Here is a 26,144-nt window from a genome sequence, read left to right on the forward strand (position 1 = left end):
TTCGGTGGGGTGGTCCCCGGCCCGCGGGCCGGGGACCGAAGGGCCCGGGGACCCGCCGCTACGCCTTTCGCCGGGTCAGGTCGTAGAAGGTGGCCCCGCCCGCGGTGACCTTCTTGAAGGTCTTCTCGATCCAGGTGCTGATCTGCGTCGCGGGGCCCTTGTCGGCACCACCGCCGGGCATCCCGCCACCCGGCATCCCACGGCCGGCCGCCTGCTTGCCCTCGGCGCCGCCCAGGGCGCCGCGGAACCCGCCCCGCTCCCCCACGATGAAGTAGTGGATCCTGCCCTCCGCCACGTACCGCTGGAACTGGGCGAGGGTCGGCGACGGGTCGCTGCCGTTGAAACCGCCGATGGCCATCACCGGCTTCTGGGTGGCCAGTTGGTAACTGGCGGCGTTCTGCGAGCCGACGGCCGCCGCCGCCCAGGTGTACCGGTCGGCGTCCCGCTCCACCAGCCGCTTGGCCTGGTCGCTCACCGAGGCGCCGTTGAGCAGACCGCCCATGCCGCCACCGGCGCCGTGCGACCGACCGCCGTGCCCGGCGGCGCCGCCCTTCTGGCCACCGGGAAAACCCCCGCCGGCGGGGAAGCCCTGGCCACCGGGGAAGCCCGCCCCGCCCGGGAAGCCCCGGCCGGTCCTGCCCTGCCCGCCGGTGCCGCCCGGCATGGGCATCGTCCCCTTGCCGCCCTTCCAGGACATCCGCCCCGGTCCGCCGCCGGGGAAGCCCCCGCCGCCCTGGACCGCGGGGCCGGCGGTGATGATCGAGCCGCCCTTGGGGGTGTTGACGGTGTCCAGGGTGTACGCGAGGGGGCCGGCCAGCGCCGTCGCCACCCCGAGCCCGGCCGCCACGCCGGCCACCACCCCGACGCGCTGCCGCGCCCGCCCCGGCACGGAGGCGGATTCCCGGGCCGCGTCGCCCGCACTGTCGTCGGCGGCCGGCTCGCCGTCCACAGCAGACCGCGCGCCGTCGCCGGACGCCGGGCCCGCCGTCAGCAGCAGGCCCACCGCGGCCAGCAGGCCGAGCACCAGCACCACCCACCTCAGCCACGGCAGCCACTGCGGCGACCGGTCCAGCAGCACGTACGACCAGACCGCCGTCACCGCGACGACCACCGCCAGCACACCCCGCGCCAGCCGGCCGCCGCGCCGCCACAGCAGCACCGACCCCATGCCGACCAGCGCCGCGACGTACGGCGCCAGCGCGATGTTGTAGTACTGGTGGAAGATCCCGGACATGAAGCTGAAGATCGTGAACGTCATCAGCAGCGCGCCGCCCCACACCAGGAACTCCGTGCGCTGCGCGGCCCGTTCGGCGTCGACCGCGCGCCGTGCCCGCCACAGCACGCCGACGGCGACGACCAGCAGGATCAGCGCGGCGGGCAGCAGCCAGGAGATCTGACCGCCCATGTCGGAGGAGAACAGCCGGGTGATCCCGGTCTGGCCCCAGCCGCCGCCCATGCCGCCGCCGCGGTGACCGCCCCCGACGCTGCCCCGCTCGTTGCCGTCGATCCGCCCGAAACCGTTGTAGCCGAACGTCAGCTCCAGGAAGCTGTTGGTCTGCGAACCGCCCACGTACGGCCGGGCCGACGCCGGCAGCAGCTCGACGATCGCGACCCACCAGCCGCCGGACACCACGAGCGCCAGCCCGGCCAGGAGCAGCTGCCCCAGCCGCCTGGGCAGCCGCACCGGCGCGCAAGCGGCGTAGACCACGGCCAGCGCCGGCAGGATCAGCCACGCCTGGAGGGTCTTGGTCAAGAAGCCCAGCCCGAAGCAGACGCCGGCCAGCACCAGCCACTTGGTCCGGCCCGCCTCCAGGGCGCGCAGCACGCAGGCGACGGCGCACACCATCAGCAGGCACAGCATCGCGTCCGGGTTGTTGAAGCGGAACATCAGCGCGGCGACCGGGGTGAGCGCCAGCGCCCCGGCCGACAGCAGCCCCGCCGCCGCCCCGAAGCGCCGCCGGACGGTCGCGTAGAGCACGCCGACCGCGGCGACGCCCATCAGCGCCTCCGGCACCAGGACCGCCCAGGAACTCAGCCCGAAGAGCCGGACGGAGAGCTCCATCGGCCACAGCGAGGCCGGCGGCTTGTCCACCGTGATGGCGTTGGCCGCGTCCGAGGAGCCGAAGAAGAACGCCTTCCAACTGACGCTGCCGGCCTGTACGGCGGCCGAGTAGAACTGGTTGGCGTACTTGGACGCCGACAGGTCCCAGAGGTAGAGCGCGGCGGTGACCACCAGCAGCGCCAGCAGCGCGGGCCGGGCCCACCGCGGGTCCTCCGGTCGCCCCCGCACGACCCGCTGGACGAAGCCGCGCGGTGCGGCCGCGTCGCCCGGGGCCGCCGTCGGCTCCTGTTGCGTATGGGGTGGACGGGTACTCATCGAGCGCTCCTGCTCCAGTCGTTCCGGTCGTGCGCGTCCTGCGCGTCCTGCGCGTCCTGCGCGTGGGGGACGTCGTGCGGCGCCGTCGGCCCGCGGCCGGCGTTCCGGGCGCCGTCCCCGGCCGCCCGGCCCGCCGCCTCCCGCCGCTCGCGCTCCGGGAACACCCAGGCGCGGAAGAGCAGGAAGCGCAGCACCGTGGCCGCGAGGTTGGCCGCCACCAGCACCGTCAGCTCGCTGCCGGCCGAGGGGCTGACGGTGGCGGCGGCCAGGGCCGCGAGCGACCCGCTGGTCAGCGCCAGCCCGATGGCGAAGACCACCAGTCCCTGCGCCTGGTGGCGGACCGCGCGCTCCCGCCCCCGCACCCCGAACGTCAACCGCCGGTTGGCCGCCGTGTTGGCCAGCGTGCTCACCAACAGGGCCGCGGCGTTCGCCACTTGGGGTCCCACTCCGAGCCGGCAGAGGGAGTACAGGCCGAGGTAGAGCAGCGTGCTGAGGGCGCCGACGACGGCGAAGCCGACGAGCTGCCGGGCCAGTCCGCCCGGCACGCCGGCCAGTTCCCGGTCCCGGGGGTCGTCGCCGAACGGCCGGGCCAGCCGGTCCAGTGGCAGCGCGCCGGTGGCCAGCGCCCGCCCCACCCGCCACACGCCCTTGAGGTCGTCGGTCGCGGTCCGCACCAGGTGCACGGTGCTGTCCGGGTCGTCCACCCAGTCCACCGGCACCTCGTGGATGCGCAGCCCGGCCCGTTCGGCCAGCACCAGCATCTCGGTGTCGAAGAACCAGCCGGTGTCCTCGACCATCGGCAGCAACCGCCCCGCCACGTCGCCGCGGATCGCCTTGAAGCCGCACTGCGCGTCGGAGAACCGCGCGGCCAGCGAACCGCGGAGGATCAGGTTGTAGGTCCGCGAGATGAACTCCCGCTTCGGCCCGCGGACCACCCGCGCGCTGCGGCTGAGCCGCGACCCGATCGCCAGGTCCGAATGCCCGGAGATCAGCGGCGCCACCAGCGGCAGCAGCGCATTGAGGTCGGTGGACAGATCGACGTCCATGTAGGCCAGCACCGGCGCCTCGGACAGCGACCACACCGTGCGCAGCGCCCGACCGCGGCCCTTCTGCTCCAGCCGCACGGCGGTGACGTGGTCCATCTCGTCGTCGAGGAGGGCGGCGATGCGGGGCGTGTCGTCGGTGCTGGCGTTGTCCGCGATGGTGATCCGGAACCCGTAGGGGAAGGTGCGGACCAGATGCTCGTGCAACCGGCGCACACAGGGTTCCAGGTCCTTCTCCTCGTTGTAGACCGGGATCACGACGTCGAGGACGGTCCCGGTCTGGCCCGGGCGCAGATGCTCGCGTGGCGGCAGGGAACCCAACGGCGTCGGGCTCAGCGGAGGCGTCGTCATGCCCACGACGGTCGCGGGCCGGCCTGTCACGGCTGTGTGGTGCACCTGTGGGCCCGCTGTGAGTCCGCGCGGCGGCCCCCGCGCGGCCTTACGGGCCGTCCGCCCGGGCCACCGGCAGGGCCACCGTGAACACCGTCCGCCCCGGGACGCTCGCCACCGCCACCGTCCCGCCGTGCGCGGCCACCACCGCCTGCACGATGGCCAGCCCCAGCCCGGTGCTGCCGCCACTGCCGCCGCTGCCCGCGGCCCGCGCCCGGGACGCGTCGCCCCGCGCGAACCGCTCGAAGACGTGCGGCAGCAGCGCGGCCGGAATCCCCGGCCCGTCGTCCTGCACCTCCAACCGGACCGCGTCCGGCGCCGCGCCGACGGGCGGCACCACGCCCGGCCGGGGCCGCCGGGGGCTGAGCACCCGGGCGGTCACCGTCGTCCCCTCGGGCGTGTGGGTCCGCGCGTTGGCCAGCAGGTTGACCAGGATCTGGTGCAGCCGGTCGGCGTCCCCGCGCACCAGCGCCGGCTCGTCCGCGTCCGGGAGTTCCAGTCGCCAGCGGTGGCCGGGGCCGGCCGCCCGCGCGTCGCTCACCGCGTCCACCACCAGCGGCGACAGGTCGACCGTGGCGTACGACAGCGGGCGCCCGGAGTCGAGCCGGGCGAGCAGCAGCAGGTCCTCCACCAGGCCGGTCATCCGCTCCGCCTCGGACTCGATCCGCCCCAGCGCGTGCCGGGTCTGCGGACCGGGCCGCTCCTGCCCGCGCCGGGTCAGCTCGGCGTAGCCCCGGATCGACGCGAGCGGCGTGCGCAGTTCGTGACTGGCGTCGGCGACGAACCGCCGCACCCGCGTCTCGCTCTCCTGCCGCGCCGAGAGCGCCGAGCCGACGTGCCCCAGCATCCGGTTGAGCGCCGCCCCGACCTGACCGACCTCCGTCCGGGCGTCGGCCTCCGCCGCCGGGACGCGCACGTGCAGCGCCACCTCGCCCTGGTGCAGGGAGAGTTCGGACACCCGGGTCGCGGTCGCGGCGACCCGCCGCAGCGGGCGCAGCGCGATCCCGACCATGGCCGAACCGGCGATCCCGGCCGCCACCAGCCCGGCGAGCGTCACGCAGCACTCGATGAGCACCAGCCGCCCGACCGTGTCGTCCATCTCGTTCAGCGGCACCCCCAGCACCAGCGCGCCGTTCCCGGCGTACTGCACCCGGTACGAACCGAGGCCGGGCAGGTCCGTGCTGTGCGGCTTGCCGTCCCGGCTGACCCCGTCCAGCGCCGCCAGTTGGTGCGCGTCGAGCGTGGTCAGCCGCTCCGACGGCAGCCGGCTCGTCGAACGGTTCATCCGCGCGCCGGCCGCGAGCGTGCCGTCCGGCGCGACCCGCGCCCCCACCGTCCCGGGAACCTGGCCCGGTATCGCCACGAACTCCAGTCCGTTGTCCGGCACCAGATCGTGCGGCCGCGGCCCGTCCGCCCGCCTGATGCCCTCGACGAGCCGGTGGTCCAACTGCCCCTGGAGATAGGAGTGCAGCGCGACCGCGGTGACCGTGCTGATCACCGCCCCCACGACGGCGATCAGCGCCACGGCCGACACCACGAGCCGCGTCCGCAGCGTCCACCGGCCTCCCCCGCGCCCGAACCGGCCGGATCCGAAGCCCGAACGGAGCCCGGAACGGAACCCGAAACGGCGCCGCCGCCCCTTGCGGTCACCGGGCCCCGCAGCCTCGGGGGCACCAGAATCGGAAGCAGAAACGGCAGCAGAAGCAGAACCGCAACCGGCTCCCGCCCCCGCCCCCGCACCGGCACCGGCACCGGCACCGGCACCGGCACCGGCACCGGCCCAGGAGGTCACCGCGGACGCGGAGGAACGCACGGCCCGCTACCCGGCCGGCTTGATCAGGTAGCCCGCACCCCGCCGGGTGTGGATCATCGGCTCCCGCCCCACGTCGATCTTCCGCCGCAGGTACGAGATGTACAGCTCGACGACGTTGGCCTGCCCGCCGAAGTCGTAGCTCCACACCCGGTCCAGGATCTGCGTCTTGCTCAGCACCCGCCGCGGGTTGCGCATCAGGTAGCGCAGCAGCTCGAATTCGGTGGCCGTCAGGTGGATGTCCTGGCCGTCCCGCCACACCTCGTGACTGTCCTCGTCCAGCACCAGGTCGCCCACGGTCAGCAGCGACTCGCTGCGCACCGCCGCGGCACCCGCCCGCCGCAGGAGTCCGCGCAGCCGCGCCACCACCTCCTCCAGGCTGAACGGCTTGGTGACGTAGTCGTCACCGCCCGCCGTGAGCCCGGCGATCCGGTCCTCGACCGCGTCCTTGGCGGTCAGGAACAGCACCGGCACGTCCGGTACCTCGTTGCGCAGCCGGCCCAGGACCGTCAGCCCGTCCATGTCCGGCAGCATCACGTCGAGCACCACCGCGTCCGGCCGCCAGCTCCTGGCGCACCGCAGCGCCCCCGCGCCGTCGCCCTCCGCCCGGATGTCCCAGCCCTCGTACCGCAACGCCAGCGACAGCAGGTCCGCGAGGGAGGACTCGTCGTCGACGACCAGCACCCGCACCGGACTCCCGTCCGCCCGCAGCAGCTCCGACTGCCTGCCGGGCGCCTTACCGGTCGCCCTCCGGGAGGACGTGCCCGAGACCGGCGCACGGTACGAAGCTGAGGACGTCGACGAAGTCAGGGTCATGGGCGGCAGCCTGGCCCCGGCCTCTGAAAGCTCCCTTGCCGGTTCCTGTGAATCTCCTGAGAATCTCCCCTCCCTTCGGTCAAGGCCGCGCCGGCCCGGCGCGGACGCCCCGCGCCGACGCCGCCGTACCCGTCACGACCGGCCCGGCCCCCCGCACGGCCCGGGGCCCCGTAACGTCGCCCCCATGCCCCGACTCCTGGCCCTCTCCGGCAGTCTCCGCGCCCGTTCCTCCAACGGCGCCGTCCTGCGCTCCGCCCTGGAGCTGTTCGACGGCCCCACCGGCACCGCCGACATCGGCGCGCTCCCGCACTTCAACCCCGACCTGGACGGCGAGGGCGCCACGCCGCCCGGCCCCGTCGCCGCGCTGCGCACCGCCGTCGGCGCCGCGGACGCCCTGCTCCTCGTCAGCCCCGAGTACGCGCACGGCGTCCCGGGGGTCCTCAAGAACGCGCTCGACTGGCTGGTCAGCAGCGGCGAGTGCGTCGACAAGCCGGTCGCCGTGATCACCGCCTCGCCGTTCCCCGCCGGCGGCGACCACGCCAACGCCCAACTCCGCGAAACGCTGCGCATGATGACCGGCACGGTCGTCGCGGACGCCTGCCGGGAGATCCCCGCCATCGGCCCGAAGGTGGACCCCGCCGCAGAACGCGTCACCGACCCGCCCACCCTCGCCGACCTCCGCACCGCCATGACCCACCTGGCCGCCGCGGTCCCCCGGCCCGACGGAGCCCCCACGGACCCCGCACCCGCATCCGCATCCGCATCCGCATCCGGGGCCATCGCCGGGACCACCGGGGCCACCGTCTAACCGATCCCGAACAGCCGCGCCGCGTTCCCGTAGCAGACGGCCCGCAGCCACTCCTCGCCCAACTCCAGCCGCGCCAAAGCCTCCAGCGCATGCGCGTACCCGTAAGGGATGTTGGGGAAGTCGCTCCCGAAAAGCACCCGGTCGCCCACGTCCAGCAGGCGCCCCCGCTCCGCCCTCGGGAACGGCGCGGTCTGCTCGGCGAAGTCCGTGCAGGCCATCGTGGTGTCCAGGCACACCCGCGGATGGCGCGCGACCAACGTCAGGAAGTCGACGTACTCCGGCATCCCCAGGTGCGCGACGACCAGCCGCAACCGGGGGTTCCGGGCCAGCACCCGGGCGATCGGCTCCGGCCCGGTGTGCTTGCCGGGCGCCGGCCCCGACCCGCAGTGCACGACCACCGGCACCCCGGCCTCCGCCAGCAGCCCCCACACCGGGTCCAGCACCGCGTCCGCCGGGTCGTAGCCGCCGACCTGCACGTGTGCCTTGAAGATCCGCGCCCCGCCGGCCAGTTCGTCCGCCACGTACCCGGCGACCCCGTCCTCCGGGAAGAACGTCGCGGTCCGCAGGCAGTCCGGCGTGCGGGCCGCGAAATCCGCCGCCCAGCCGTTCAACCAGCGTGCCATGCCGGGCTTGTGCGGATAGACCATCGAGGTGAACGCCCGCACCCCGAAGCCCCGCAGCACCGCCAGCCGCTCGTCCTCCTCGAAGCGGTACGCGATCGGCCAGCGCCGCCCCACCAGCGGCCCCGCGGCGTCGAAGTACGCCCAGACCTTCGCCATCACCCGCGCGGGCATGAAGTGCGTGTGCACGTCGATCAGTCCCGGCAGCCCCAGCCCCCGCCAGAACTCCTCGACCCGCCCGTCCCCCTCCACCACACCCGCTCCGTCCGTCACGTCCACCACGCCCGCCCTCCACACACCGTCCCGCACACCCGTCAACGGGCCGCACCCACAGCCGCGCCCCACACCCTCAAAACAGCCCCTCCTGCTCCCCTCCCCCCGCGCCGCCCGCCTCCGGCAGCCGCCGCACCGCCACCGTCGTCACCCGCCCCCGGGCCGCCTCCAACACCCAACCGGACAGCATCCGCGCGTCCAGGACGGCGACCGGCCCAGCGGCACCCGCCTCACCGCCCGCGCCGCCCTCACCGCCCTCGCCGTCCGCGTCGGCCGACCGCAGGCGCAGGTACACGTCGGCGCCCGCCCCGGCCACGACCTCGCCCACGACCTCCGCCCCGGCGGTCAGCCCACCCAGCTCCACGACCCCGCCCGCCGGCACCCGCGCCAACCCGAACAGCTCCGAGTGGTCCGCGCACGCGAACTCCACCGGCTCCAGCGATTCCGGCCAGCCCGCCAACTCCCGTGCCACACCGTGGAGTTCGGCCAGCGCGGCGGCCCGTTCCGCCACCGGGGGCAGCGCCCCGCGCGCCGCCCGCTTGGCCTCCTTCGCGAACCGGTCCGGCACCCCCAGCGCGCTCCCGAGCACCGCCTCGGCCCGCCGCGCCGCCATCAGCGGCCCCCGCCCCAGCCAGGCGTAGGCCACCGCCCCCTGCTCCACCAGCCGGGCCGCCCCGCGCTCCGCGGCCGTGATCCCCACCTTGACCAGCCCGGGCCCGAAGTACGCCAGATAGACGCCGTACGGGCGCGGATCGTCGGCCATGGTGTCCGCCGCCACCGACCGCGACCGGTCCAGCTGCGCGCACCGCGGACACTGGTCCTTCACCCCGGCGCCGTCCAGCACCGCGCCGTACGGGCAGACGAGCCACCGCCCGGCCCGCCGCACCCCCAGGCACCGCCGCTCCCCGACCGCCGCGAAGGCCAGCGCCTTCCCGGGCGGCAGCAGGCTCACCCGCTCGGCGTCCCGCTCCGCGCAGTACCAACCGAGCCGCTGACCGAACCGCCCTTCCGGCCCGGCCACCGGCCCGCCGCCCGACCACCGCGGTCCCGTACATCGCCACACACCGTCAGCGTACGACCGCCCACCGACAACGCCCCGACTCCGCCTACCCCACGTCGGACAGGTCCGCCGTCCCCCGGAACGTGCTGCGGTACGCCCGCGGCGACACCCCCAGCGCCACCTGGAAGTGCTGCCGCAGCGACGCCGCCGTCCCGAACCCCGCCTGTGCCGCGACCCGGTCCACGCTCAGCGCCGTCTCCTCCAGCAACTGCCGGGCCCGCCCGATCCGTTGCTGCGTCAGCCACTGCACCGGCGACAGCCCCACCTCCTCCCGGAACCGCCGGGTGAAGGTCCGCACGCTCATCGCCTCCCGGGCCGCCAGCTCCCGCAGGCTCAGCGGCCGGTCCAGATGGGCCAGCGCCCAGGCCCGCGCCGCGCCCGTCGACGACACCTGCGGCTCCGGGACCGGCCGCGGCACGTACTGCGCCTGCCCGCCCTCCCGGTGCGGCGGCACCACGGTCCGCCGCGCCACGTCGTTGGCCACCGCCGCCCCGTGGTCGCACCGCACCATGTGCAGGCACAGGTCGACGCCGGAGGCGACCCCGGCCGCCGTCAACACGTCGCCCTCGTCCGTGTACAGCACGTCGGCGTCCAGCTCGACCTGCGGGAAGAGCCGCCGGAAGTCGTCCACCGACCGCCAGTGCGTGGTCGCCCGCCGCCCGTCCAGCAGCCCCGCCGCGGCCAGCACGAACGCCCCCGTGCAGATCGACGCGATCCTCGTCCCCGGCCGGATCCGGGCCAGCGCGTCGGTCATCGCCGGGCTCAGCCGCCCCTCCCGCCGCTCCGGCCCCGGGTCGTAGTCGACCGCGGACGCCGGCAGGACGACCGTGTCCGCGGTCCCCAACACCTCGGGTCCGTGCGCCACGTTCACCGTGAAGTCCGCGTCCGTGGGCACCGCCCCCGGCTCCAGCGTGCAGGTCACCGGCTCGTACAGCTGCTCCCCGGCCGCCGACCTGGCCTCCCCGAAGATCCGGTGCACGATCCCCACCTCGATGGGCAACATCCCCGGCCGCACGAACACCGCCACCCGGTGCCGCCGCCCGCCCCGCCCCTGCTCGCCGCCCGTCAGACCACCCATGGCCCGATCCTTGCACACACTGACCATCCGGCCACTCGTCCGCGCCGCGCCCCGCCCGGAGGCTGGACGCCATGAAGGTCCTCTGGCTGTTCGCCCACCCCGACCCCCGCTCCCTCAACGGCGCCCTCAAAACGGCGGGGCTGCACACCCTCGAAGCCCACGGCCACCAGCACCGGGTCTCCGACCTCTACGCCATGAAGTGGAACCCGCTGGTCGACGCCGCCGACTACGACCACGACCCGACCGACCGCCTCCTGGTGGGCGACGCCTCCGAACGCGCCTACAGCGCCGGCCGCCTGAGCCCCGACATCGCCGCCGAACAGCGCAAACTCGCCTGGGCCGACACCCTCGTCGTCCAGTTCCCCCTCTGGTGGTACGGCATGCCCGCCATCCTCAAGGGCTGGTTCGACCGCGTCTTCGTCAAGGGCTTCGCCTTCGGCCACACTGACCCGATCACCGGCCGCCCCCAGCGCTACGGGGACGGCCCGCTCACCGGCAAACGCGCCCTGGTCGTCGTCACCGCCGGCGCCCGCGCCGCGACCCTCGGCCCCCGGGGCGTCAACGGCGACCTCAACGACCTCCTCTTCCCCCTCCAACACGGCACCCTCTGGTACACCGGCATGTCCGTCGCCCCACCCCTGCTGATCCCCGGCGCGGACCGCACCACCCCGGACGCCTACGCCACCGCCACCGCCCGGCTACGCCACCGCCTCCTCACCCTCCCCACCACCGACCCCCTCCCCTTCCGCCACCAAAACACCGGCGACTACGACGACGACCTCCTCCTCCACCCCCACCTCACCCCCACACCCCCCACCGGCCCCCGGGCCCACTACACCACCCCACCCCAACCCCCCTCCCACACACCCCACTTGTCCTCCTAGACACCGACGCCTGGGCAGCACGGCCCTCTCCCCCTTCTGCCTACGGGAGCCGCAAGGGCAGCGGAGTCTCCAGCAGCGCTCGGCGCGAAACCACAACGACATCGCCCTCGCCAGCAGTAACTACTGCCCTGAGAAACGCCGTTGTGTACCGTCGCTGTGTCTCACGGTCCCGGTACGAGGAACCGCGACGGAGGGCCCTGCGAAGAGCCCGTCGTCCAGAAGACGTCAGCGGCACCGTCAACGAGCCCGTGGGCCAGTTCGGAACCGTGTATGGGGACATCCACATGCACTGCCCCGGATACACGAGCGAGATCGAGCACGAAGATGCCGGTGATGACGGAGCGGAGGAGGAAGGCACCGGCCTCCTCCGAGCCACAGGCTTCCGCGGACCACTGGCGCTGGCATCGACCACCACGGAGCGGGAGACCTGGGAGGAAGACTGACGCGAGCGGGCTTCGACACCGCCAAGCCGCACAGCCCACCGCCCCAAGGAATGCCGCGGCCACCAACGACAGCCCCCCGACCCCACTGCCGCCCTTCACCACCGCACCGCACGACAAAGCCCCCGCCCGGAGAACCCGGCGGGGGCTTTGACCTGCTGTGCGCTCGGCAGGATTCGAACCTGCAACCTTCTGATCCGTAGTCAGATGCTCTATCCGTTAAGCTACGAGCGCTTGGCTTTCCGGCGGTTTTTCTTGCCGGTCGGCGTTGCAGGAGAAACATTACATGAGCTGCGCCGTAAGGCGAAATCCAGTTCCCAGACCCTGCCTGACCTGCGAAAACGCCCGTGCGCCCGTGTTGCGGTTCAGGCCGGCCAGGGGGAGTCCTCGATGATCCGGACGAAGTTCGGGCGGGTGTAGTCCGCTTCGAAGCGGTCGAGGACGTCGGCCTTGACGTTGCCGAAGGCGGTCTGGGGGCGGTGGGCCAGGCCGGCGTGGAACGCGCGCAGGATGCGGCGCTTGAAGTCCGGGCGGGGATGGGCGGCGACGACGGCCTCGCGGGTCTGCGCGGGCAGGGCTTCGTAGCCGATGCCGAGGACGTCGAGTTCGACGCCGGCCGTGACGAGGGCGACCTCGGGGGCCATGTGGTGGGGGATCTCGGGGGTGGTGTGCAGGGCGATGCCCTCCCAGACCAGGCGGGCGCGGTCCTCGGGGATGCCGCGGGCGGTCAGGAAGGCGCGGGCCTCGTCGGCGCCGTCGATCTCGAAGCGCTGCTGGGAGGTGCGGAACTTCTCGGTGAGGCCGAGGTCGTGGAAGAGGGCGCCCACGTAGAGCAGCTCGGGGTCGAACGCCAGGCGGTGGGTGAGGCCGTGGTGGGCGCCGAAGAGGTAGACGCGGTGCGAGTGGTGGTAGATCAGGTCGTCGGTGACGTCGCGGACCAGTTCGGTGGCCTCGCGGGCCAGGCGGCTGTCCGGGACGGGGATGCCGGCGAGGGTGGGCGTGGGGGCGGGGTCGTTGGTGGTCATGGGGGAAGGTTCGCGCGGCGGGGGTGGTCGGCGCCCGGTGTGTGCCGGCCAGGTGGCCCACGGATGAGGACATCCGACGGGGACGTGCGACGTACGCCGGTGGGGGTCAGCGGGTGGTGGTGCGGAAGCGGGAGCGGTAGGCGGAGGGGGTGACGCCCAGGCGGCGGAGGAAGAGGCGGCGCAGGGACTCGTCGCTGCCGATGCCGGTGCGGCGGGCGGTGGCGGTGGCCGTCTCGCCGTTCGCGAGGAAGGTCTGGGCGGCCTCCAGGCGCACCGCCTCGACGTAGCCGGCCGGGGTGGTGCCGGTGTGCTCGCGGAAGAGCCGGGTGAGGTGACGGGGGCTGAGGCCGGCGCGGGCGGCCAGCGCGGTGTTGGAGTGGTCGGCGGCCGGGTCGGCGGCGATCGCGTCCAGGAGGGCGCGCAGTGCGTCGTGGCGGGGCCGCGGGGTGCGGGCGGGCACCGAGAACTGCGACTGGCCGCCCGGCCGCTGCATGAAGACGACCAGGTCGCGGGCGACCTCACGGGCCAGGTCGGGACCCTCGTCGGCCTCCACCAGGGCCAGGGCGAGGTCGATGCCGGCCGAGACCCCGGCGGAGGTGAAGAGCGCGCCGTCGCGGACGTAGAGCGCGTCCGGGTCGACGGTGAGGGTGGGGTGGCGGGCGGCGAGGGCGGCGGTGTGGCGCCAGTGGGTGGTGGCCCGGCGTCCGTCCAGCAGCCCGGCCCCGGCCAGGGCGAACGCCCCGGCGCAGACCGAGGCGACCCGGCGGGAGCGGCCGGCGAGGCTGCGGACGGCGTCCAGCAGGCCGGGCGGGAAGCGGCCCTGGGTGAGCTCCTCGGCGCCGGGCACGAGGACGGTGTCCACGGGGCGGCCGGCGGCCTCCGGCGCCGCCGCGTCGACCACCAGGCGGGTGCCCGAGGCGGTGGTGACGGTCCGGCCGTCGGGGGAGCAGATGCGGACGGCGTAGCGGCCGCCGAGGCGGGCGGCGGAGCTGAAGACCTCCAACGGGCCGGTGACGTCGAGCAGTCGGGCGCCCTCGAAGGCCAGCATCACGACGGTGCGCGGGGTGGGGGCGGGCCGCTCGGGGGCGGACCGGGCTGGCGGCGTCGACCTCGGCAGGGGCATGACCGGCAGCGTAGGCGGCGGGGGCGGTGCAGGGCTGCGGCCCGCCGGCCCGGTGGTCCGGTGGCGGCGGGCGGGCAAAAAAAATCGAGCCCGGTCGTGATGACCGGGCCCGGGATGATGCAAAAGCGGAGGCGGAGGGATTTGAACCCTCGATGGGTGTTAAAACCCAAACCGCATTAGCAGTGCGGCGCCATAGACCGGACTAGGCGACGCCTCCACACACCTGACGCGCGTGAGCGCGTTGTGGCGTGACCAGATGATGACACAGCTCGGTGGCCTGTCACCAATCGCCCCCTACGGTACTCGGCCCGCGGGCCACCCGGCAAAGACGTTCCTGCGGCGCAACGTCACGGCCGGCGGCGCGTTAACCGAGTCGGGGCGGCACCGACGCACGCGTGTCGTGCGCCCCCGGCGCGTACCGACCGCGTACCGCCGACCGTCCCGTACGGGCCGGTCCCGCCGCTCGCGGGCCGCCCCGCACTCGCCCGTCAGGAGCCCGTGATGTCCCCTCGCCGGATCCCGTCCCCGTCCCGCGCCCGGTCGCTGCCGAGGTTCGCCGCGGCGCTCGCGGCCGCCGCGTGCGCGGTGCCGGCGCTCGTGCTGGCGCCGGCCGCCTCCGCGGCGCCGATCCCGCTGCCGTACCACCACGACGTGCTGCCGCTGCTGGGGCACGGCGGTCCCGGCGCCGCGGGGTCCGGCGACCGGCCTGGCGGGCGGCGCGCGGACCACCTCACGATCACCGTGACCCGTTCCGGTGCGGAGCGCACGGACGGCAGGTTCGAGCTGTACTGCCATCCGCGCGGCGGCAACCACTTCGACGCCCGGCGCGCCTGCGACCGGCTGGACCGGATGACGCGGTGGGGCAAGGACGCGTTCGCCCCCGTGCCGCAGGGGGCGCAGTGCACGATGATGTACGGCGGTCCGGCGCGGGCGCACGTCGCCGGGACCTGGGCGGGGCGCCCGGTGAACGCCGACTTCAAGCGCACCAACGGGTGTGAGATCGAACGCTGGAGCCGCTTCCAGCCGATGCTCCCGTCGACCGTTTCCTGACCCGGTTCGTGCCGGAGTAGCGCGTCAGATCCGGACGAGGGGCACATGTCGGGCGTGCGGGGAGTCGCGTCGGGGCGCGGCATAAGCGGGTCGTCATCCGCCTCCGCGTCCCCGGCATGTGCCCGTAGACTCCATCCCAGCGATCCGCCATGGTGGATCGGCAAGATGCGGTAACAGGGAGGAAGCGTCGCGTGAGCAGCAGGCCATCCCGAGGCGCTGCTCGCCTCGCAGCCATACTGGACGCCCTCCCGGACGCGTTGCTGCTGGTCAACTGCAACGGCACGGTCGTCAACGCCAACGCCATCGCGCTGGAGATGTTCGAGGCGCCGGGCACCGCCCTGGTCGGCCGGGGCCTCCTCGACCTGCTGCCCTCCTTCGACTCCAAGCGGATCCCCGGTTCCATGCGGCGCCGGGACGACGAGGTCGAGGGACGGACCAAGCCGACGCGGATGGTCGCGCGCCGGACCGACGGCGTCGAGCTGCTGGTCGAGGTGACCAGCGCCAACCTGGAGGACGGCCGCACCCCGTACGAGTCCGCCTTCGAGGCGGCCTACGCCGACCACCGCAACGGCTACACGGGCAACGAACTGCTGATGCTCGTGGTGCGGGACCTGACCGGGACGCTGGACACCGAGACCGAGCTGGCGCGCCAGCAGCGGCAGACCGAGATGATCCTGCGGGCCGCGGCGGAGGGCGTCGTCGGCGTCGACTCCGAGGGCCGGGTGGTCCTCGTCAATCCGTCCGCGGCGCAGATCCTCGGCTACCGGGCGAGCGAGCTGGGCGGCAAGGAGCTGCACCCGCTCGTCCACCACTCGCGGGCGGACGGCTCGAAGCTGCCGTTGGAGGACACCCCGCTCGCCGACACCCTCAAGTCCGGCCGCAAGCACCGGGTGCGCGGGCAGGTGCTGTGGGCCAAGGACGGCCGGGCGGTCGCCGTCGACCTGACGACGGCGCCGGTGCGGGACGGCGACCAGTTGGTGGGCGCGGTGATGACGTTCACCGACCGCCGGCCCCTCGACGCGCTGGCGGCGCGGCACGCGCAACTGATGGCCGTCCTGGGACAGTCGCTGCGCGGGCCGCTGACCGAGCTGAGCGGCGAGCTGGGCACCCTGGCCGCCGATCCGGCCGGGCAGTTGTGGCCCGAGGCGAACCAGATGCTGCACCACCTCGCGGCCGGGCACGCCCGGATGACGACGCTGGTCGACAACGTCCTCGGCTACCAGCGGTTGGACTCCGGAAAGGACAAGCTCAAGCGGACCAAGGTGTCGCTGGACCAGGTGGTCGCGGCCGGCGTGGAGGGCGCGATCGAGCTGATCGGGCCGGGCCGGGCGCAGTTCGCGGTGCACGCGCCGCCGATAGCGGCACTGGTGGACGCGGAGCGGTTGGCGATGGCGCTGTCGCACCTGATCGCGGACGTCGCCGGGGTGGACTCCACCGGGCGGCACGCGGTCGGTGACGGCGCCGGGCGGGCGGGCGGTCGTCCGGTGCCCGGCGACTCGACGATCGTGGTGGCGGCGGCCAAGCGCGGCCAGGTCGTGCGCATCGAGGTGCGCGGGCCGTTCGGGGGTGGCGATCCGGTCCACGGGCCGATCGTCCGCGGGATCGTGCGGATGCACGACGGGTTGATCCAGACGCACCAGGTGCCGGGCGGATCCGGTGCGGGCGGCAGCGCGTTCGTGCTGGAACTGCCGGTGCTGATCGACGAACCGGAGCCGGCGGAGGACGAGGCGGCCGAGGGTGCCGCGGCGCCGGACGACGGGGCCGAGCCCGCCGACGCGGCGACCGACGGGGCGACCGCGGCCCCGGCCGGCCCGGGCACGGACGGCCGTGGGCAGACCGCGGCCGGGGAGCCGGCCGCGGGTGCGGAAGCCGCGAACGGCACCGGCGGCGGGCAGCCGACCGGGCGTCGGCGGGCCCGGCGCCCGGGTGCGGAGCCCGGTGCCGGCGCCGACGGCACGCAGGGAGCGGGGCTGCCGACGGGCGCCGAGGCGGTGCCGCCGAGCGGTCGTCGTCGGGCGCGGCCGGCGACCGAGGGCTCGGCGCTGCCCGCGCTGCCGTCCGGGTCCGGTGACGGGGCCCCGGCCGGGCGGTCGGCAGCAGCCGGCCTGACCCCGGCGGCGGGCCCGGCGCTCGGGCCGGTGCCGCCGCAGGGACAGCCGCAGGGACAGTCACGGGGGCAACAGCCGGCCCAGCAGGGGCCGCAGGCGGGGCAGTCGCAGGGGACGGCGCCGGGTCTGATGCCGGCACTGGCGCAGGGTTCCGCCCCGGGTGCCGCCGGCCGACGGACCCGCCGGGCGCTGGCCGAGGCGCCCGAGCGGGCCGGCGAGCCGGGGGCGCCCGGCGCCCCCGGTGGTGGCGCTCCGCAGCAGGCCGGCGGCCGGGCCGCCGCGCAGGCCCCGGCCCCGGCGCGCTCGCCGTTCGCCCTGCCGCCCGCCGCGGCGGACCGGGCACCGCAGCCGCCGACCGCACAGCCGGCGCTGCCCGCGGTCGCGGGCGGGGCGCCGGTACCCGCCGAGGCCCCGGGGCCGGTGGCGGGCGGACCGCAGGAGGCCGGCGGTACGGGCCGGCGCCGGGCGCGCCGCCCGGTGGCCGCGGGCCCGGAGGCGCCCGCCGGCGCACCGGCCGGGCAACCGACCCCGGCCGACGACTCCCCCGAAGCACCGGGGACTTGGGACGCCGAGCCGACCGGCCGGCGCCGGGCGCGGCGGGCCGCCGCCGAGGAGCGCGCGGCCGCGGCGATGGCCGACTCCGAGGCGTCCGGCACGTTCGTGGCGGGCCCCGAGGGCCTGGTCGCGCAGCCGGCGGGTCCGGACGCACCGGCGGAGGCGACGGGCACGGGCACCGGCACCGCCCCCGGCATCGCCGGCCCGGCCACGCCCACCGGCCGCCGTCGGGGTCGCCCCAGCCCCGCCGAGGAGACCGCGGCCGCCCCGGCGCCGGGTCCCGCGGGCGGGCCGGCTCCGTCGGGTGTCGCCGTGCCGCCGCAGGGCCGGCAGCCGCTGCCGCCGGCCGACGACGAGTCCGGGCACACCGCCGGGCGGGCCTTCAGCGTGCGCACGCTCGGCCAGGGCGTGCCGTTCGCCCAGCAGTTGACCGATCCGCAGCGTCCGGCGCCGCAGCCCGGCGCGACCCCGGCGGGCGGCACGAACACGCCGCCGGGCGGCACGCCCACCGGTTCCGGTCGTCGGCGCAAGCTCGCCGCGCCGCCGCCGGAGGACGAGCGCGGCCCGGCCGCCGAGGCCGCCGCGCCCGGTGCCCCGCACCAGGCGGCGGGTGCCCCGCCGCAGCCGGCCGCCCGCCCCAAGCAGCCGGGTCCGCAGCCGCACCTGATGGACGCCAGTGAGGGCCGGGCGTTCGCCATCTCCGCGCCCGACGAGGGCAGTGAGGGTCCCGAGCCGCTGGACGGGCCGAACGGCGCCGTCGAGGTGACGGAGCGTCAACAGCCGCCGATGGACGACGAGTTGCCCCCGGAGCCGCTGGACAACCCGCGTCGGCTGCTGGTCTGGCCGGCGCCCGACGTCGCCACCCAGCAGGCGCTCAGCGACCGCGGCTACCGCCCCGTGATCGTCAACTCCCGCGAGGAGGTGGACGCGCAGATCGCCGCGTACCCGGCGGCGCTCTTCGTGGACCCGCTGACCGGGCCGATCACCCGCACCGCGCTGCAGTCGCTGCGCCAGGCGGCGGGGGCAGCGGAGGTGCCGGTCCTGGTCACCGCCGGGCTGGGGCAGGCGACCCGGGAGGCCGCGTACGGCGCCGATCCGGCCGTGCTGCTCAAGGCGCTCGCCCCGCGGGACGCCGAGGACCAGCCGGCGCGGGTGCTGCTCCTTGAGCAGAACGACGCCATCGCGGGCGCGCTGACCGCGTCGCTGGAGCGGCGCGGCATGCAGGTCGCCCGGGCCGACGCGGACACCGACGCGGTCGCACTGGCGACGCAGCTGCGGCCCAACCTCGTGGTGATGGACCTGATGCAGGTGCGCCGCCGCCGGGCCGGCATCGTCGACTGGCTGCGCGCCAACGGGCATCTGGACCACACCCCGCTGGTCGTCTACACCTCCGCCGACCTGGACCCGACCCAACTGCCCGGTCTCGCCTCCGGGGAGACGGTGCTCTTCCTGGCGGAGCGGTCCACCAGCGCCGAGGTGCAGGCCCGGATCGTGGACCTGCTGGCGAAGATCGGCACGAACTAGCCGGACCGCCGCACGGGCACCGGGCCCGCCGGAAGCGACCGGCGGGCCCCGGGGGCGGTCAGGCCAGCAGGGTGACGTTCAGTTCCCCGTCCGCGTACTGGCGGCGGAGCACCTTCTTGTCGAACTTGCCGACGCTCGTCTTGGGGACGGACGGGATCACCGCCCAGCGCTCCGGGAGCTGCCAGCGGGCGATCCGCTCGCCGAGGAAGGCCCGCAGCTCCTCGTAGGTCAGGGCGGCCCCGTCGGTCAGCACCACCGTCGCCAGCGGCCGTTCGCCCCACTTCTCGTCGGGGACGGCCACCACCGCGGCCTCGGCGACGCCCGGGTGCGCCATCAGGTGGTTCTCCAGCTCGACCGAGGAGATCCACTCGCCGCCCGACTTGATGACGTCCTTGGCCCGGTCGGTCAGCGTCAGGTAGCCGTCCGGGGTGATGGTGCCGACGTCACCGGTGCGCAGCCAGCCGTCGGGGCTGAACTTGTCCTCCGGGCGGAGCGCTCCGCCCTGCGCGCCGCCGTAGTACGCGCCCGCGATCCAGGGGCCGCGCACTTCGAGTTCGCCCGCCGCGGCGCCGTCCCAGGGCAGTTCCTCGCCGGCCGGGCCGATCAACCGGGCCTCGACGGAGGCCGGGAAGCGGCCCTGGGTGGCGCGGTAGGCCCACTCCTCCTCGTCGCTCACCCCGGCCGGCGGGTGCGAGACGCAGCCCAGCGGCGAGGTCTCGGTCATCCCCCAGGCGTGCACCACGCGGATGCCGTGCCGCTCCTCGAAGCCCCGCATCAGGGCGGGCGGGCAGGCCGAGCCGCCGATGACGACGGTGTGCAGACAGGCCACGTCGCGCTTGTGGGCGTCGAGTTCGGCCAGCAGGCCCTGCCAGATGGTGGGGACCGCGGCGCCGATGGTGGGCCGGATCGTCTCGATCATCTCGGCGAGCGGGGCGGGCTGGAGGAACCGGTCCGGCATCAGCAGCGAGGCGCCGGCCATGAACGCGGCGTGCGGCAGGCCCCAGGCGTTGACGTGGAACATCGGCACCACCGGCAGCGCGATGTCCCGCGAGGCGAGGGCGAACGCCTCGGCGGTGTTGACCTGGAGCGAGTGCAGGTAGAGGGAACGGTGGCTGTAGACCACGCCCTTGGGCTCGCCGGTCGTGCCGGAGGTGTAGCAGAGCGCGGCGGCCGTCCGCTCGTCGACCTGCGGCCAGTCGTAGTGCTCCGGCCGGCCGGCGAGCAGCTCCTCGTAGTCGTGGACCTGGGCGTGGCCGCCGGCCAGCGGGGCGCGGTCGCCGGGGCCGACGACGACCACGTGCGCCACCGTGGGCAGTTGCGGCAGCAGGGGGGCCAGCAGCGGGATCAGGGTGCCGTTGACGAGGATCACGCGGTCCTCGGCGTGGTTGACGATCCAGGCCAGCTGTTCGGCGGGCAGCCGCAGGTTGAGCGTGTGCAGCACCGCCCCCATGGAGGGGATGCCGAGGTACGCCTCCATGTGCTCGCTGTTGTTCCACATGAGCGTCCCGACGCGCTCCGCGGCACCCACCCCGAGGGTGTCGCGGAGCGCGTGCGCGAGCCGCGCGGCCCGGCGGCCGATCTCGGCGAAGGTGCGGCGGTGCGGCTCTGCCTCGCCGGTCCAGGTGATGACCTGGGCCTTTCCGTGGACCGTCGACCCATGGGTGAGGATTCGCGAGACCGTGAGCGGTACGTCCTGCATCGTGCTGAGCACCGGGTGCCTCCGCTTTGTTACGGGCGGGTAGTGGTGCTGCGATTGTCGATGCGTACCGGGTGGTATGTCACGCGTTGCTGGCGTGTTCTTTTCCCTCGGACCGGAAACGGCCGGGAAGGCGCTGACCTGCCGCGGGTGTCAGTCCCACTGCGCTTCCGCGAGGGAGCCGACCGGCTGCGGCTTGCCGATGACGGCCACCGCGATGAAGAAGTTGATCTGGCCGATCGCGAGGGTGAGGGTGGCCAGCGCCTTCGGGTCGTAGTGCTGCGCCACCTCGGCGTACAGCGCGTCGGAGACGCGTTCCATGCCGTGCGGAGCGGGCTGGAGGGTGGCCTCCACCAGCGCCAGGGCGGCGCGTTCGGCGTCGGTGAAGTACGGCGCGTCCGGCCAGGAGGAGACGGCGGTGATGCGCTCCTCGGACTCCCCCGCCTTCCGCAGGAAGCTGGTGTTCAGGATGGTCAGGTAGGTGTTGTTGACGATCTGGCCGGCGCGCAGGTGGACGAGGTTCATCGTGGTGCGCGGCACCGACTGGTTGCCGGTGGCCCGGAAGAGGGCGGCGCTGACGTCGTTCATCTCGGGCACGAACTCGGCCGGGTTGGGCATCCGGGAGAGGGCGGTCTTCGTCATGGCGGTGTGCTCCTTCGGTTCGGCCTGTCGGCGTCTTCACAGCCCCGACGGATGGGCGCCCGCGGATGTGACGGGATTGCCGGAAGTTTTTCCGGCACCCTCCTGAACTGCGGAAACTTCGCCCCTGTCCGGGGCGCTCCTGACTGGCGGGCGCCGGCGGAAGCGGTGGCGCAGTGACGCGCCGGGGCCCGGGCGGGCGTGCCGGCGCCTGGGCGGTGGTTCCCTCCGGACGGTGACGCGTACCGGGTCCTGCCAGCAGTGACAGGTGTAGGCGAACCGTTCCTCGCCGGGGGACGGTGGCGGCGCCGCTCCGGCCCCAGGGCCCGACATCAGGGCACGGGCGATCAGCAGCGCCAGCGCCACCAGGCTCGTCATGGTGATCAGCAGCCCCCAGAAGACGGGGTGGGCGGCAATCACCCGGCGCCCTCCGCGGGCCGCCCGGCAGCTTGGGTGCAGCCGGGCGTACCAGCCCCCGCGCGGCCTTCGTCCAACGCGAACCACACACGCTTCCAGCCGTCGGAACCGGTGGGCCACACGACGCCCCACCCCGACGCCAAGGCGGCGACGAGGCACAGCCCCCGCCCCGACTCAGCGCCGTCGCGGCCACTGCGGAACGCGGGGCGCAGTTCGGGACTGGCGTCCCAGACACTGACGTTGACGCGGGCCGGACCGAGTAGGACGTCGAGGTGGATCGTGCGGGTGCGGGTGTGCAGATGGGTGTTGGTGACCAACTCCGAGACGAGCAGGCGCGCCGTCTCGGACGCGAGGGCGTGTCCGGTGAGAACCAGCAGCCTCGCGACCATTTCCCGCGCGACCTTCGGGGCGGCGGAACCGCTCGGGACGCTGAAGCGGTACGACTCTCGGGCGGGGTGGTGCGGCTGGGGAACGGGTTTTTCGTCAACCGTGCTCATGGTCGTGTCTCCTCACGAGAACGTGAGCGCCGCCGCTGCCCTCCGTGGCCTGGTCCATCCCTGGGCGCCCAAGGGGCTTGTGGATGGCTGCACTTCGGGTCTTCCTGGCGTACGGGGCGCCGTTGCGAGGACCATAGGGGCATACATGCCCCGGAGCAAGGTTGTTCCTTAAGGTTCGCCAGACTGGGTGGACCCATGACACCGTTACGCGGGAGACTGAGCGCGAGCAGGGGAAGGTGACATGCCGCCGAGGGACAATCCAACGGCCCGACAAGCCAGACTGGGCGCAGAGTTGCGCAAGCTGCGCGAGCGCGCGGGGAAGACTGCCCGTGAGGCGGCCGGGATGGTTTCGACCGACCAAGCCAAGATTTCACACATAGAAGCGGGTCGGGTCGGCGTCAGCGAGGATCGCATCCGACGACTGGCGACCTTCTACGCCTGCGACGACGATGCGTTCGTCGACGCCCTGTGCGCGATAGCGCGCGAGCGCCGAGGTCAGAACTGGTGGGACAGATACCGAGGAATCCTCGCGCCCGGGTTCCTCGACATCGCAGAATTGGAGCACCACGCAACGCGGTTGCGCTGCCTCCAGCCCGTGACGTTCCCAGGAGTTCTCCAGACCGAGGAGTACGCGCACGCGCTGTTCGCCGGAGTCATTCCGCAACTCCCCGAAGACGAGATACAGGCGCGGGTCGAGCACAGGATGGAACGACGGGCGATCCTCGAACGTGACAGTGCCCCACAGTTCGAAGCAATCGTCCACGAGGCCGCGCTACGCATGCGCGTGGGCGGGCGAAAAGTCGCACGAGCACAGCTCGAATACCTCTTGTCGACGTCCGAGCGCCCTGGACTCACCCTGCGCGTCATCCCCTTCACCAGCGAGGACTTCGTCGAGGTCACACAGACCGTGATGTACGCGAGCGGCGTCACACCACAGCTCGACACCGTCCACATCGACACCCCGTTCGGGGGCCGATTCCTCGACGCGGCAGCCGACCTCGACCGCTACCGAACACTGCTCGGATTCGCCGAGCAAACGGCACTCTCACCCGAAGAGTCGCAGAGTTTCATCCACCACATCGCAAGAGAACTGTGAGTCAGGGAATGAGCGAAATCATGTGGCAAAAGTCGAGTTTCTCCGGCGGCGGTGGCGAGCAGTGCATCGAAACCGCCGCGGTCGACGGTGAGATCCTGCTGCGCGAAAGCGACGACCCCGACGTCATCGTGCGGACCACCCCGGCGAAGCTCAAGGCGTTCATCGCCGGCGTGAAGGCCGGGGAGTTCGACCACTTCGCCAGCTGACCATCTACTGACGCAACCATGCCCCCCGTCCAGCTGGACGGGGGGCATGGTTGCGTCAGTCGTGCGACATATATGCCCCGGGGCACACTTGCCACCTCGCCTTGCGTAGCGCTACGGTCACCATGTGTTGCCTGATCGAGGCGGCCCCACGGCCGACCGCACTCAGGATGCACACAACTCTCCCTGGGCGCAGACAAGTTGGGGGAGTACTCACGGTTGTCCCTGCTCGCCTTCCCTGACCGGGCAGGGGCAACTATGGCGCTACGACAGCAGGGCGGCCAGAGCAACTGGCAGGTAGCCACCAGGCCCGATGGGGGACAACCTTGCCTGGCCCCACCAGGCCGCCGCACCAGGAGACTTCCCATGCTCTACACGCCGCCCTCCAACTGGCCGGCTGAACCTCAGCCGCACCCTGACTGCACCCGATGCCACGCACTCGCCCAGCAGCGCGCCGATGCTTACCGACACGGCGACTTGAGCGCGGTGTCCGACGCGAATGTGCTCCTCCGGCACCACCTGCGCGACATCCCGCACCCCTCCGGCCCCGCCGCGGCGCCCCGGCACTGAGTACCGTCGAACGCCCGTCCCCGGGCCGCCCTCACCCCATAGGCCCGCGCCCCAGCATGACCGCCTGGAGGACGAGTACCGAGAGGTCGTCCTCCACCGGGCCGGTGCCGAAGTCGTGGGCGGCGCGGCGGATGTGTTCCGCCAGGGCCTTGGCGCCCAGGCCGAGGCCGTCCCGCAACACCTCGACCAGGCCGTCGTTGTCGTCCAACTGCCAGTTGCCGCAGCGGCGTTCGGTGACCCCGTCGGTGACGCAGAGCAGCGTCTCGCCGGGCGCGAGGGTGAAGGTGCTGGCGTGGAACTCGGTGCCCTCGTCGATGCCCAGCAGCATCTGCGGGTCGGAGGCCGGCTCCACGGCGCCGTCGGTGAACAGGTGCAGCGGCGGCGGGTGGCCGGCGCTGGCGACCGTGCAGCGGGCGCCGGGGACGCCGGGGTCGACGGCCAGTTCCCCGTAGAGCAGGCTCAGGAATCGGGATTCGGCCCGCTCCCCGCCGACCTCCACCGCCTCCGCGCTCTCCTCGGCCATGGCGAGGTTCAGTCGCCCGAGGACCGATTCGACGCCGTGGCCCTCGCGGGCCAGCAGGCGCACCAGGTGGCGGGCCAGTCCGGTCACCGACATCGCCTCGGGGTCCTTGCCCTGGACGTCCCCCAGGAGGAAGCACCAGCGGCGGTCGCCCATGGGGAAGACGTCGTAGAAGTCGCCGCCGACGGTCTGTCCCTCGCCGTGCGGTTCGTAGACGATCGCGGTGTCCACGCCGGGGATGCTGGCCAGCGACGCGGGCAGCTGGCGGCGTTGGAGGGCCAGGCTGATGGTGGTCTGCCGGGTGTACTGGCGGGCGGTGTGGACGGCCTGGGCGACCCGGCGGGCGACGTCCTCCACGATCCGGACGACGGTGTCGCTCATCGTCAGCCTGCCGGCCCGGCCCAGCAGCAGGACGCCCTGGAGCTCGCCGCGGGCCACCAGGGGGAAGGCCAGCGCGGACCCGCCCGTCGGGGACGCACCGGCGCACTCCGGCCAGGGCCAGGGGGTGCCGCCGGCGCCGGCGACGTCGGTCGGCGGGTCGCGCTCCAGGTCGGTGCGGAGCGGGCCGATCCGCCGCTCGTCGACGTGCCAGACCCTGGAGAGGGCCATCCGGCCGCCCTCGACGCTCAGCCAGATCGCGCACCAGTCGGCGAGGCGCGGCACCAGCAGCTGCGCGGCGAGCGCGGTGACCATGTCCTGGTCGAGCTGGCCGGCCAGGAGTTCGCTGGTCTCGGCGAGGAACGAGGGCCCGCCGCGGTCCACCCACTCGGCGGCGTCGCCGTGCGGCGGGCGGCCGCCGGGCCCGGGCGGCACCCGGACCGGGGTCGCGGCGCCGTGCGGGTGCCGGGCCGGCCCCGCCGGTGGGGCGCCCGGTACGCCCTCGGTGGCCTCCAGGCGGAACCAGACCGTCTTGGTGGACTTGCGGTAGGTCACGCCCCAGGACTCGGCGAGCGCGCTGACCAGCTGGAGGCCGAAGCCGGGCTCCCCGCTGCGGGCGTCCACCCCGCCGCGCACCACGCGGGAGGGGTGGCGGTCGGAGACCTCCAGGACGACGGCGACGGTGGCCGGGCCGGGGCGGTCGGCGGTGCGGGCCGCGGCCGGGCGGCGCGCGGCGCCCTCCGCCGGCTCGCGCCCGTACTCCAGCCGGCAGACGACGTCGATGTCGGTGCCGGCGTACATCACGGCGTTGGTGACCAGCTCGCTGACCAGGAGGACGGCCTGGTCGATGAGGTCCGGGTTGATCGCCGCGGCGCCGGGGGCGGCGTCCGGGGCGGCGGCCCGTTCGGTCAGCAGGTTGCGCACGAACCTGCGGGCCCCGGCGGCGGCCAGCTGGTTCGCCGGCAGCCCGGTTCGGGACACCGTTTCGGTCTCCTGCGGGGCCATCGTCCGTGGGGACAGCGACGTCACTGCGCCCCCTGATAAAACCAGGAAAAGCAACTCATTACGGGCGCTTTATACTATGACATATCTGCCCAATTCGATCAGTTCCGGGCCTCTTCCGGAACCCTGCCGGGACGGGACC

At 74.2% G+C, this 26,144-nt stretch carries 19 protein-coding genes and 2 tRNA genes; 6 read left to right on the forward strand and 15 right to left on the reverse strand.

Going from position 1 to position 26,144, the window contains the following annotated elements; all coding sequences use genetic code 11:
* Window positions 1-58 precede the first annotated feature (58 nt).
* The 4 genes from ACJ6WD_RS05605 to ACJ6WD_RS05620 form a co-directional block, all read right to left on the reverse strand.
* Complete coding sequence (locus ACJ6WD_RS05605; protein WP_407615230.1) at window positions 59-2,377, reverse strand: ArnT family glycosyltransferase; 2,319 nt, start codon at window positions 2,375-2,377, stop codon at window positions 59-61.
* Entirely contained in the window at window positions 2,374-3,771 is a 1,398-nt protein-coding gene (locus ACJ6WD_RS05610; RefSeq protein ID WP_407615231.1) for a glycosyltransferase, read from the reverse strand. Before ACJ6WD_RS05610 ends, ACJ6WD_RS05605 begins: the two co-directional genes overlap by 4 nt.
* 88 nt (window positions 3,772-3,859) lie before the next feature.
* Complete coding sequence (locus ACJ6WD_RS05615) at window positions 3,860-5,335, reverse strand: sensor histidine kinase (RefSeq protein ID WP_407615232.1); 1,476 nt, start codon at window positions 5,333-5,335, stop codon at window positions 3,860-3,862.
* A gap of 294 nt (window positions 5,336-5,629) precedes the next feature.
* Entirely contained in the window at window positions 5,630-6,436 is an 807-nt protein-coding gene (locus tag ACJ6WD_RS05620; protein ID WP_407615233.1) for a response regulator transcription factor, read from the reverse strand.
* Window positions 6,437-6,620: 184 nt separating this feature from the next.
* Between ACJ6WD_RS05620 and ACJ6WD_RS05625 the strand changes: the two genes are divergently transcribed.
* Window positions 6,621-7,244 carry an NADPH-dependent FMN reductase gene (locus ACJ6WD_RS05625; protein WP_407615234.1) on the forward strand — a complete coding sequence of 208 codons (624 nt, stop codon included), beginning with the start codon at window positions 6,621-6,623 and terminating at the stop codon, window positions 7,242-7,244.
* Here ACJ6WD_RS05625 and ACJ6WD_RS05630 read toward each other — a convergent pair.
* The 3 genes from ACJ6WD_RS05630 to ACJ6WD_RS05640 form a co-directional block, all read right to left on the reverse strand.
* The gene (locus tag ACJ6WD_RS05630; RefSeq protein ID WP_407615235.1) at window positions 7,241-8,146 is read right to left on the reverse strand and encodes an amidohydrolase family protein; all 906 of its coding nucleotides are present in this window, start codon (window positions 8,144-8,146) and stop codon (window positions 7,241-7,243) included. The genes ACJ6WD_RS05625 and ACJ6WD_RS05630 overlap by 4 nt on opposite strands.
* 67 nt (window positions 8,147-8,213) lie before the next feature.
* Window positions 8,214-9,089, reverse strand: coding sequence for a DUF2797 domain-containing protein (locus ACJ6WD_RS05635; RefSeq protein ID WP_407615318.1), 876 nt, complete (start codon window positions 9,087-9,089; stop codon window positions 8,214-8,216).
* A gap of 154 nt (window positions 9,090-9,243) precedes the next feature.
* Entirely contained in the window at window positions 9,244-10,275 is a 1,032-nt protein-coding gene (locus ACJ6WD_RS05640) for a GlxA family transcriptional regulator (RefSeq protein WP_407615236.1), read from the reverse strand.
* Window positions 10,276-10,346: 71 nt separating this feature from the next.
* On the opposite strand from ACJ6WD_RS05640, the gene ACJ6WD_RS05645 reads away from it, so the two are divergent.
* Window positions 10,347-11,159: an NAD(P)H-dependent oxidoreductase gene (locus ACJ6WD_RS05645; RefSeq protein WP_407615237.1), complete on the forward strand. Its 813-nt coding sequence runs from the start codon at window positions 10,347-10,349 to the stop codon at window positions 11,157-11,159.
* A 601-nt stretch (window positions 11,160-11,760) separates the two neighbouring features.
* Here ACJ6WD_RS05645 and ACJ6WD_RS05650 read toward each other — a convergent pair.
* From ACJ6WD_RS05650 to ACJ6WD_RS05665, 4 genes are all read right to left on the reverse strand, one after another.
* Window positions 11,761-11,833, reverse strand: a tRNA-Arg gene (locus ACJ6WD_RS05650).
* A 131-nt stretch (window positions 11,834-11,964) separates the two neighbouring features.
* Window positions 11,965-12,624: an HD domain-containing protein gene (locus ACJ6WD_RS05655; RefSeq protein ID WP_407615238.1), complete on the reverse strand. Its 660-nt coding sequence runs from the start codon at window positions 12,622-12,624 to the stop codon at window positions 11,965-11,967.
* A 106-nt stretch (window positions 12,625-12,730) separates the two neighbouring features.
* Window positions 12,731-13,747 carry a GlxA family transcriptional regulator gene (locus ACJ6WD_RS05660; RefSeq protein ID WP_233661472.1) on the reverse strand — a complete coding sequence of 339 codons (1,017 nt, stop codon included), beginning with the start codon at window positions 13,745-13,747 and terminating at the stop codon, window positions 12,731-12,733.
* Between the two features lie 126 nt (window positions 13,748-13,873).
* Window positions 13,874-13,964, reverse strand: a tRNA-Ser gene (locus ACJ6WD_RS05665).
* 284 nt (window positions 13,965-14,248) lie between these two features.
* On the opposite strand from ACJ6WD_RS05665, the gene ACJ6WD_RS05670 reads away from it, so the two are divergent.
* Together ACJ6WD_RS05670 and ACJ6WD_RS05675 are read left to right on the forward strand one after the other, a co-directional pair.
* Entirely contained in the window at window positions 14,249-14,797 is a 549-nt protein-coding gene (locus ACJ6WD_RS05670) for an SSI family serine proteinase inhibitor (RefSeq protein ID WP_233661471.1), read from the forward strand.
* A 191-nt stretch (window positions 14,798-14,988) separates the two neighbouring features.
* Window positions 14,989-18,984 (forward strand): PAS domain-containing protein, encoded by a 3,996-nt coding sequence (locus ACJ6WD_RS05675; protein ID WP_407615239.1) that lies wholly within the window; start codon window positions 14,989-14,991, stop codon window positions 18,982-18,984.
* Between the two features lie 58 nt (window positions 18,985-19,042).
* On the opposite strand, the gene ACJ6WD_RS05680 is transcribed toward ACJ6WD_RS05675, so the two are convergent.
* The 3 genes from ACJ6WD_RS05680 to ACJ6WD_RS05690 all read right to left on the reverse strand — a co-directional run bounded on the left by ACJ6WD_RS05680 (window position 19,043) and on the right by ACJ6WD_RS05690 (window position 22,233).
* Window positions 19,043-20,695 carry a long-chain fatty acid--CoA ligase gene (locus ACJ6WD_RS05680; protein ID WP_331249648.1) on the reverse strand — a complete coding sequence of 551 codons (1,653 nt, stop codon included), beginning with the start codon at window positions 20,693-20,695 and terminating at the stop codon, window positions 19,043-19,045.
* A 138-nt stretch (window positions 20,696-20,833) separates the two neighbouring features.
* A complete protein-coding gene (locus ACJ6WD_RS05685; protein ID WP_331249647.1) occupies window positions 20,834-21,322 on the reverse strand; it encodes a carboxymuconolactone decarboxylase family protein in 489 nt (162 codons plus the stop codon).
* Between the two features lie 413 nt (window positions 21,323-21,735).
* Entirely contained in the window at window positions 21,736-22,233 is a 498-nt protein-coding gene (locus ACJ6WD_RS05690; RefSeq protein WP_275463740.1) for an ATP-binding protein, read from the reverse strand.
* A gap of 241 nt (window positions 22,234-22,474) precedes the next feature.
* On the opposite strand from ACJ6WD_RS05690, the gene ACJ6WD_RS05695 reads away from it, so the two are divergent.
* Together ACJ6WD_RS05695 and ACJ6WD_RS05700 are read left to right on the forward strand one after the other, a co-directional pair.
* Window positions 22,475-23,329, forward strand: coding sequence for a helix-turn-helix transcriptional regulator (locus ACJ6WD_RS05695; RefSeq protein WP_233661466.1), 855 nt, complete (start codon window positions 22,475-22,477; stop codon window positions 23,327-23,329).
* 8 nt (window positions 23,330-23,337) lie between these two features.
* Window positions 23,338-23,535 (forward strand): DUF397 domain-containing protein, encoded by a 198-nt coding sequence (locus ACJ6WD_RS05700; protein ID WP_233661465.1) that lies wholly within the window; start codon window positions 23,338-23,340, stop codon window positions 23,533-23,535.
* Between the two features lie 598 nt (window positions 23,536-24,133).
* On the opposite strand, the gene ACJ6WD_RS05705 is transcribed toward ACJ6WD_RS05700, so the two are convergent.
* The gene (locus ACJ6WD_RS05705) at window positions 24,134-26,005 is read right to left on the reverse strand and encodes a SpoIIE family protein phosphatase (protein WP_331249656.1); all 1,872 of its coding nucleotides are present in this window, start codon (window positions 26,003-26,005) and stop codon (window positions 24,134-24,136) included.
* Window positions 26,006-26,144: the final 139 nt, after the last annotated feature.

The organism is Streptomyces sp. VTCC 41912 (assembly GCF_045799175.1).
Classification (GTDB): Bacteria; Actinomycetota; Actinomycetes; order Streptomycetales; family Streptomycetaceae; genus Streptomyces; species Streptomyces albulus_C.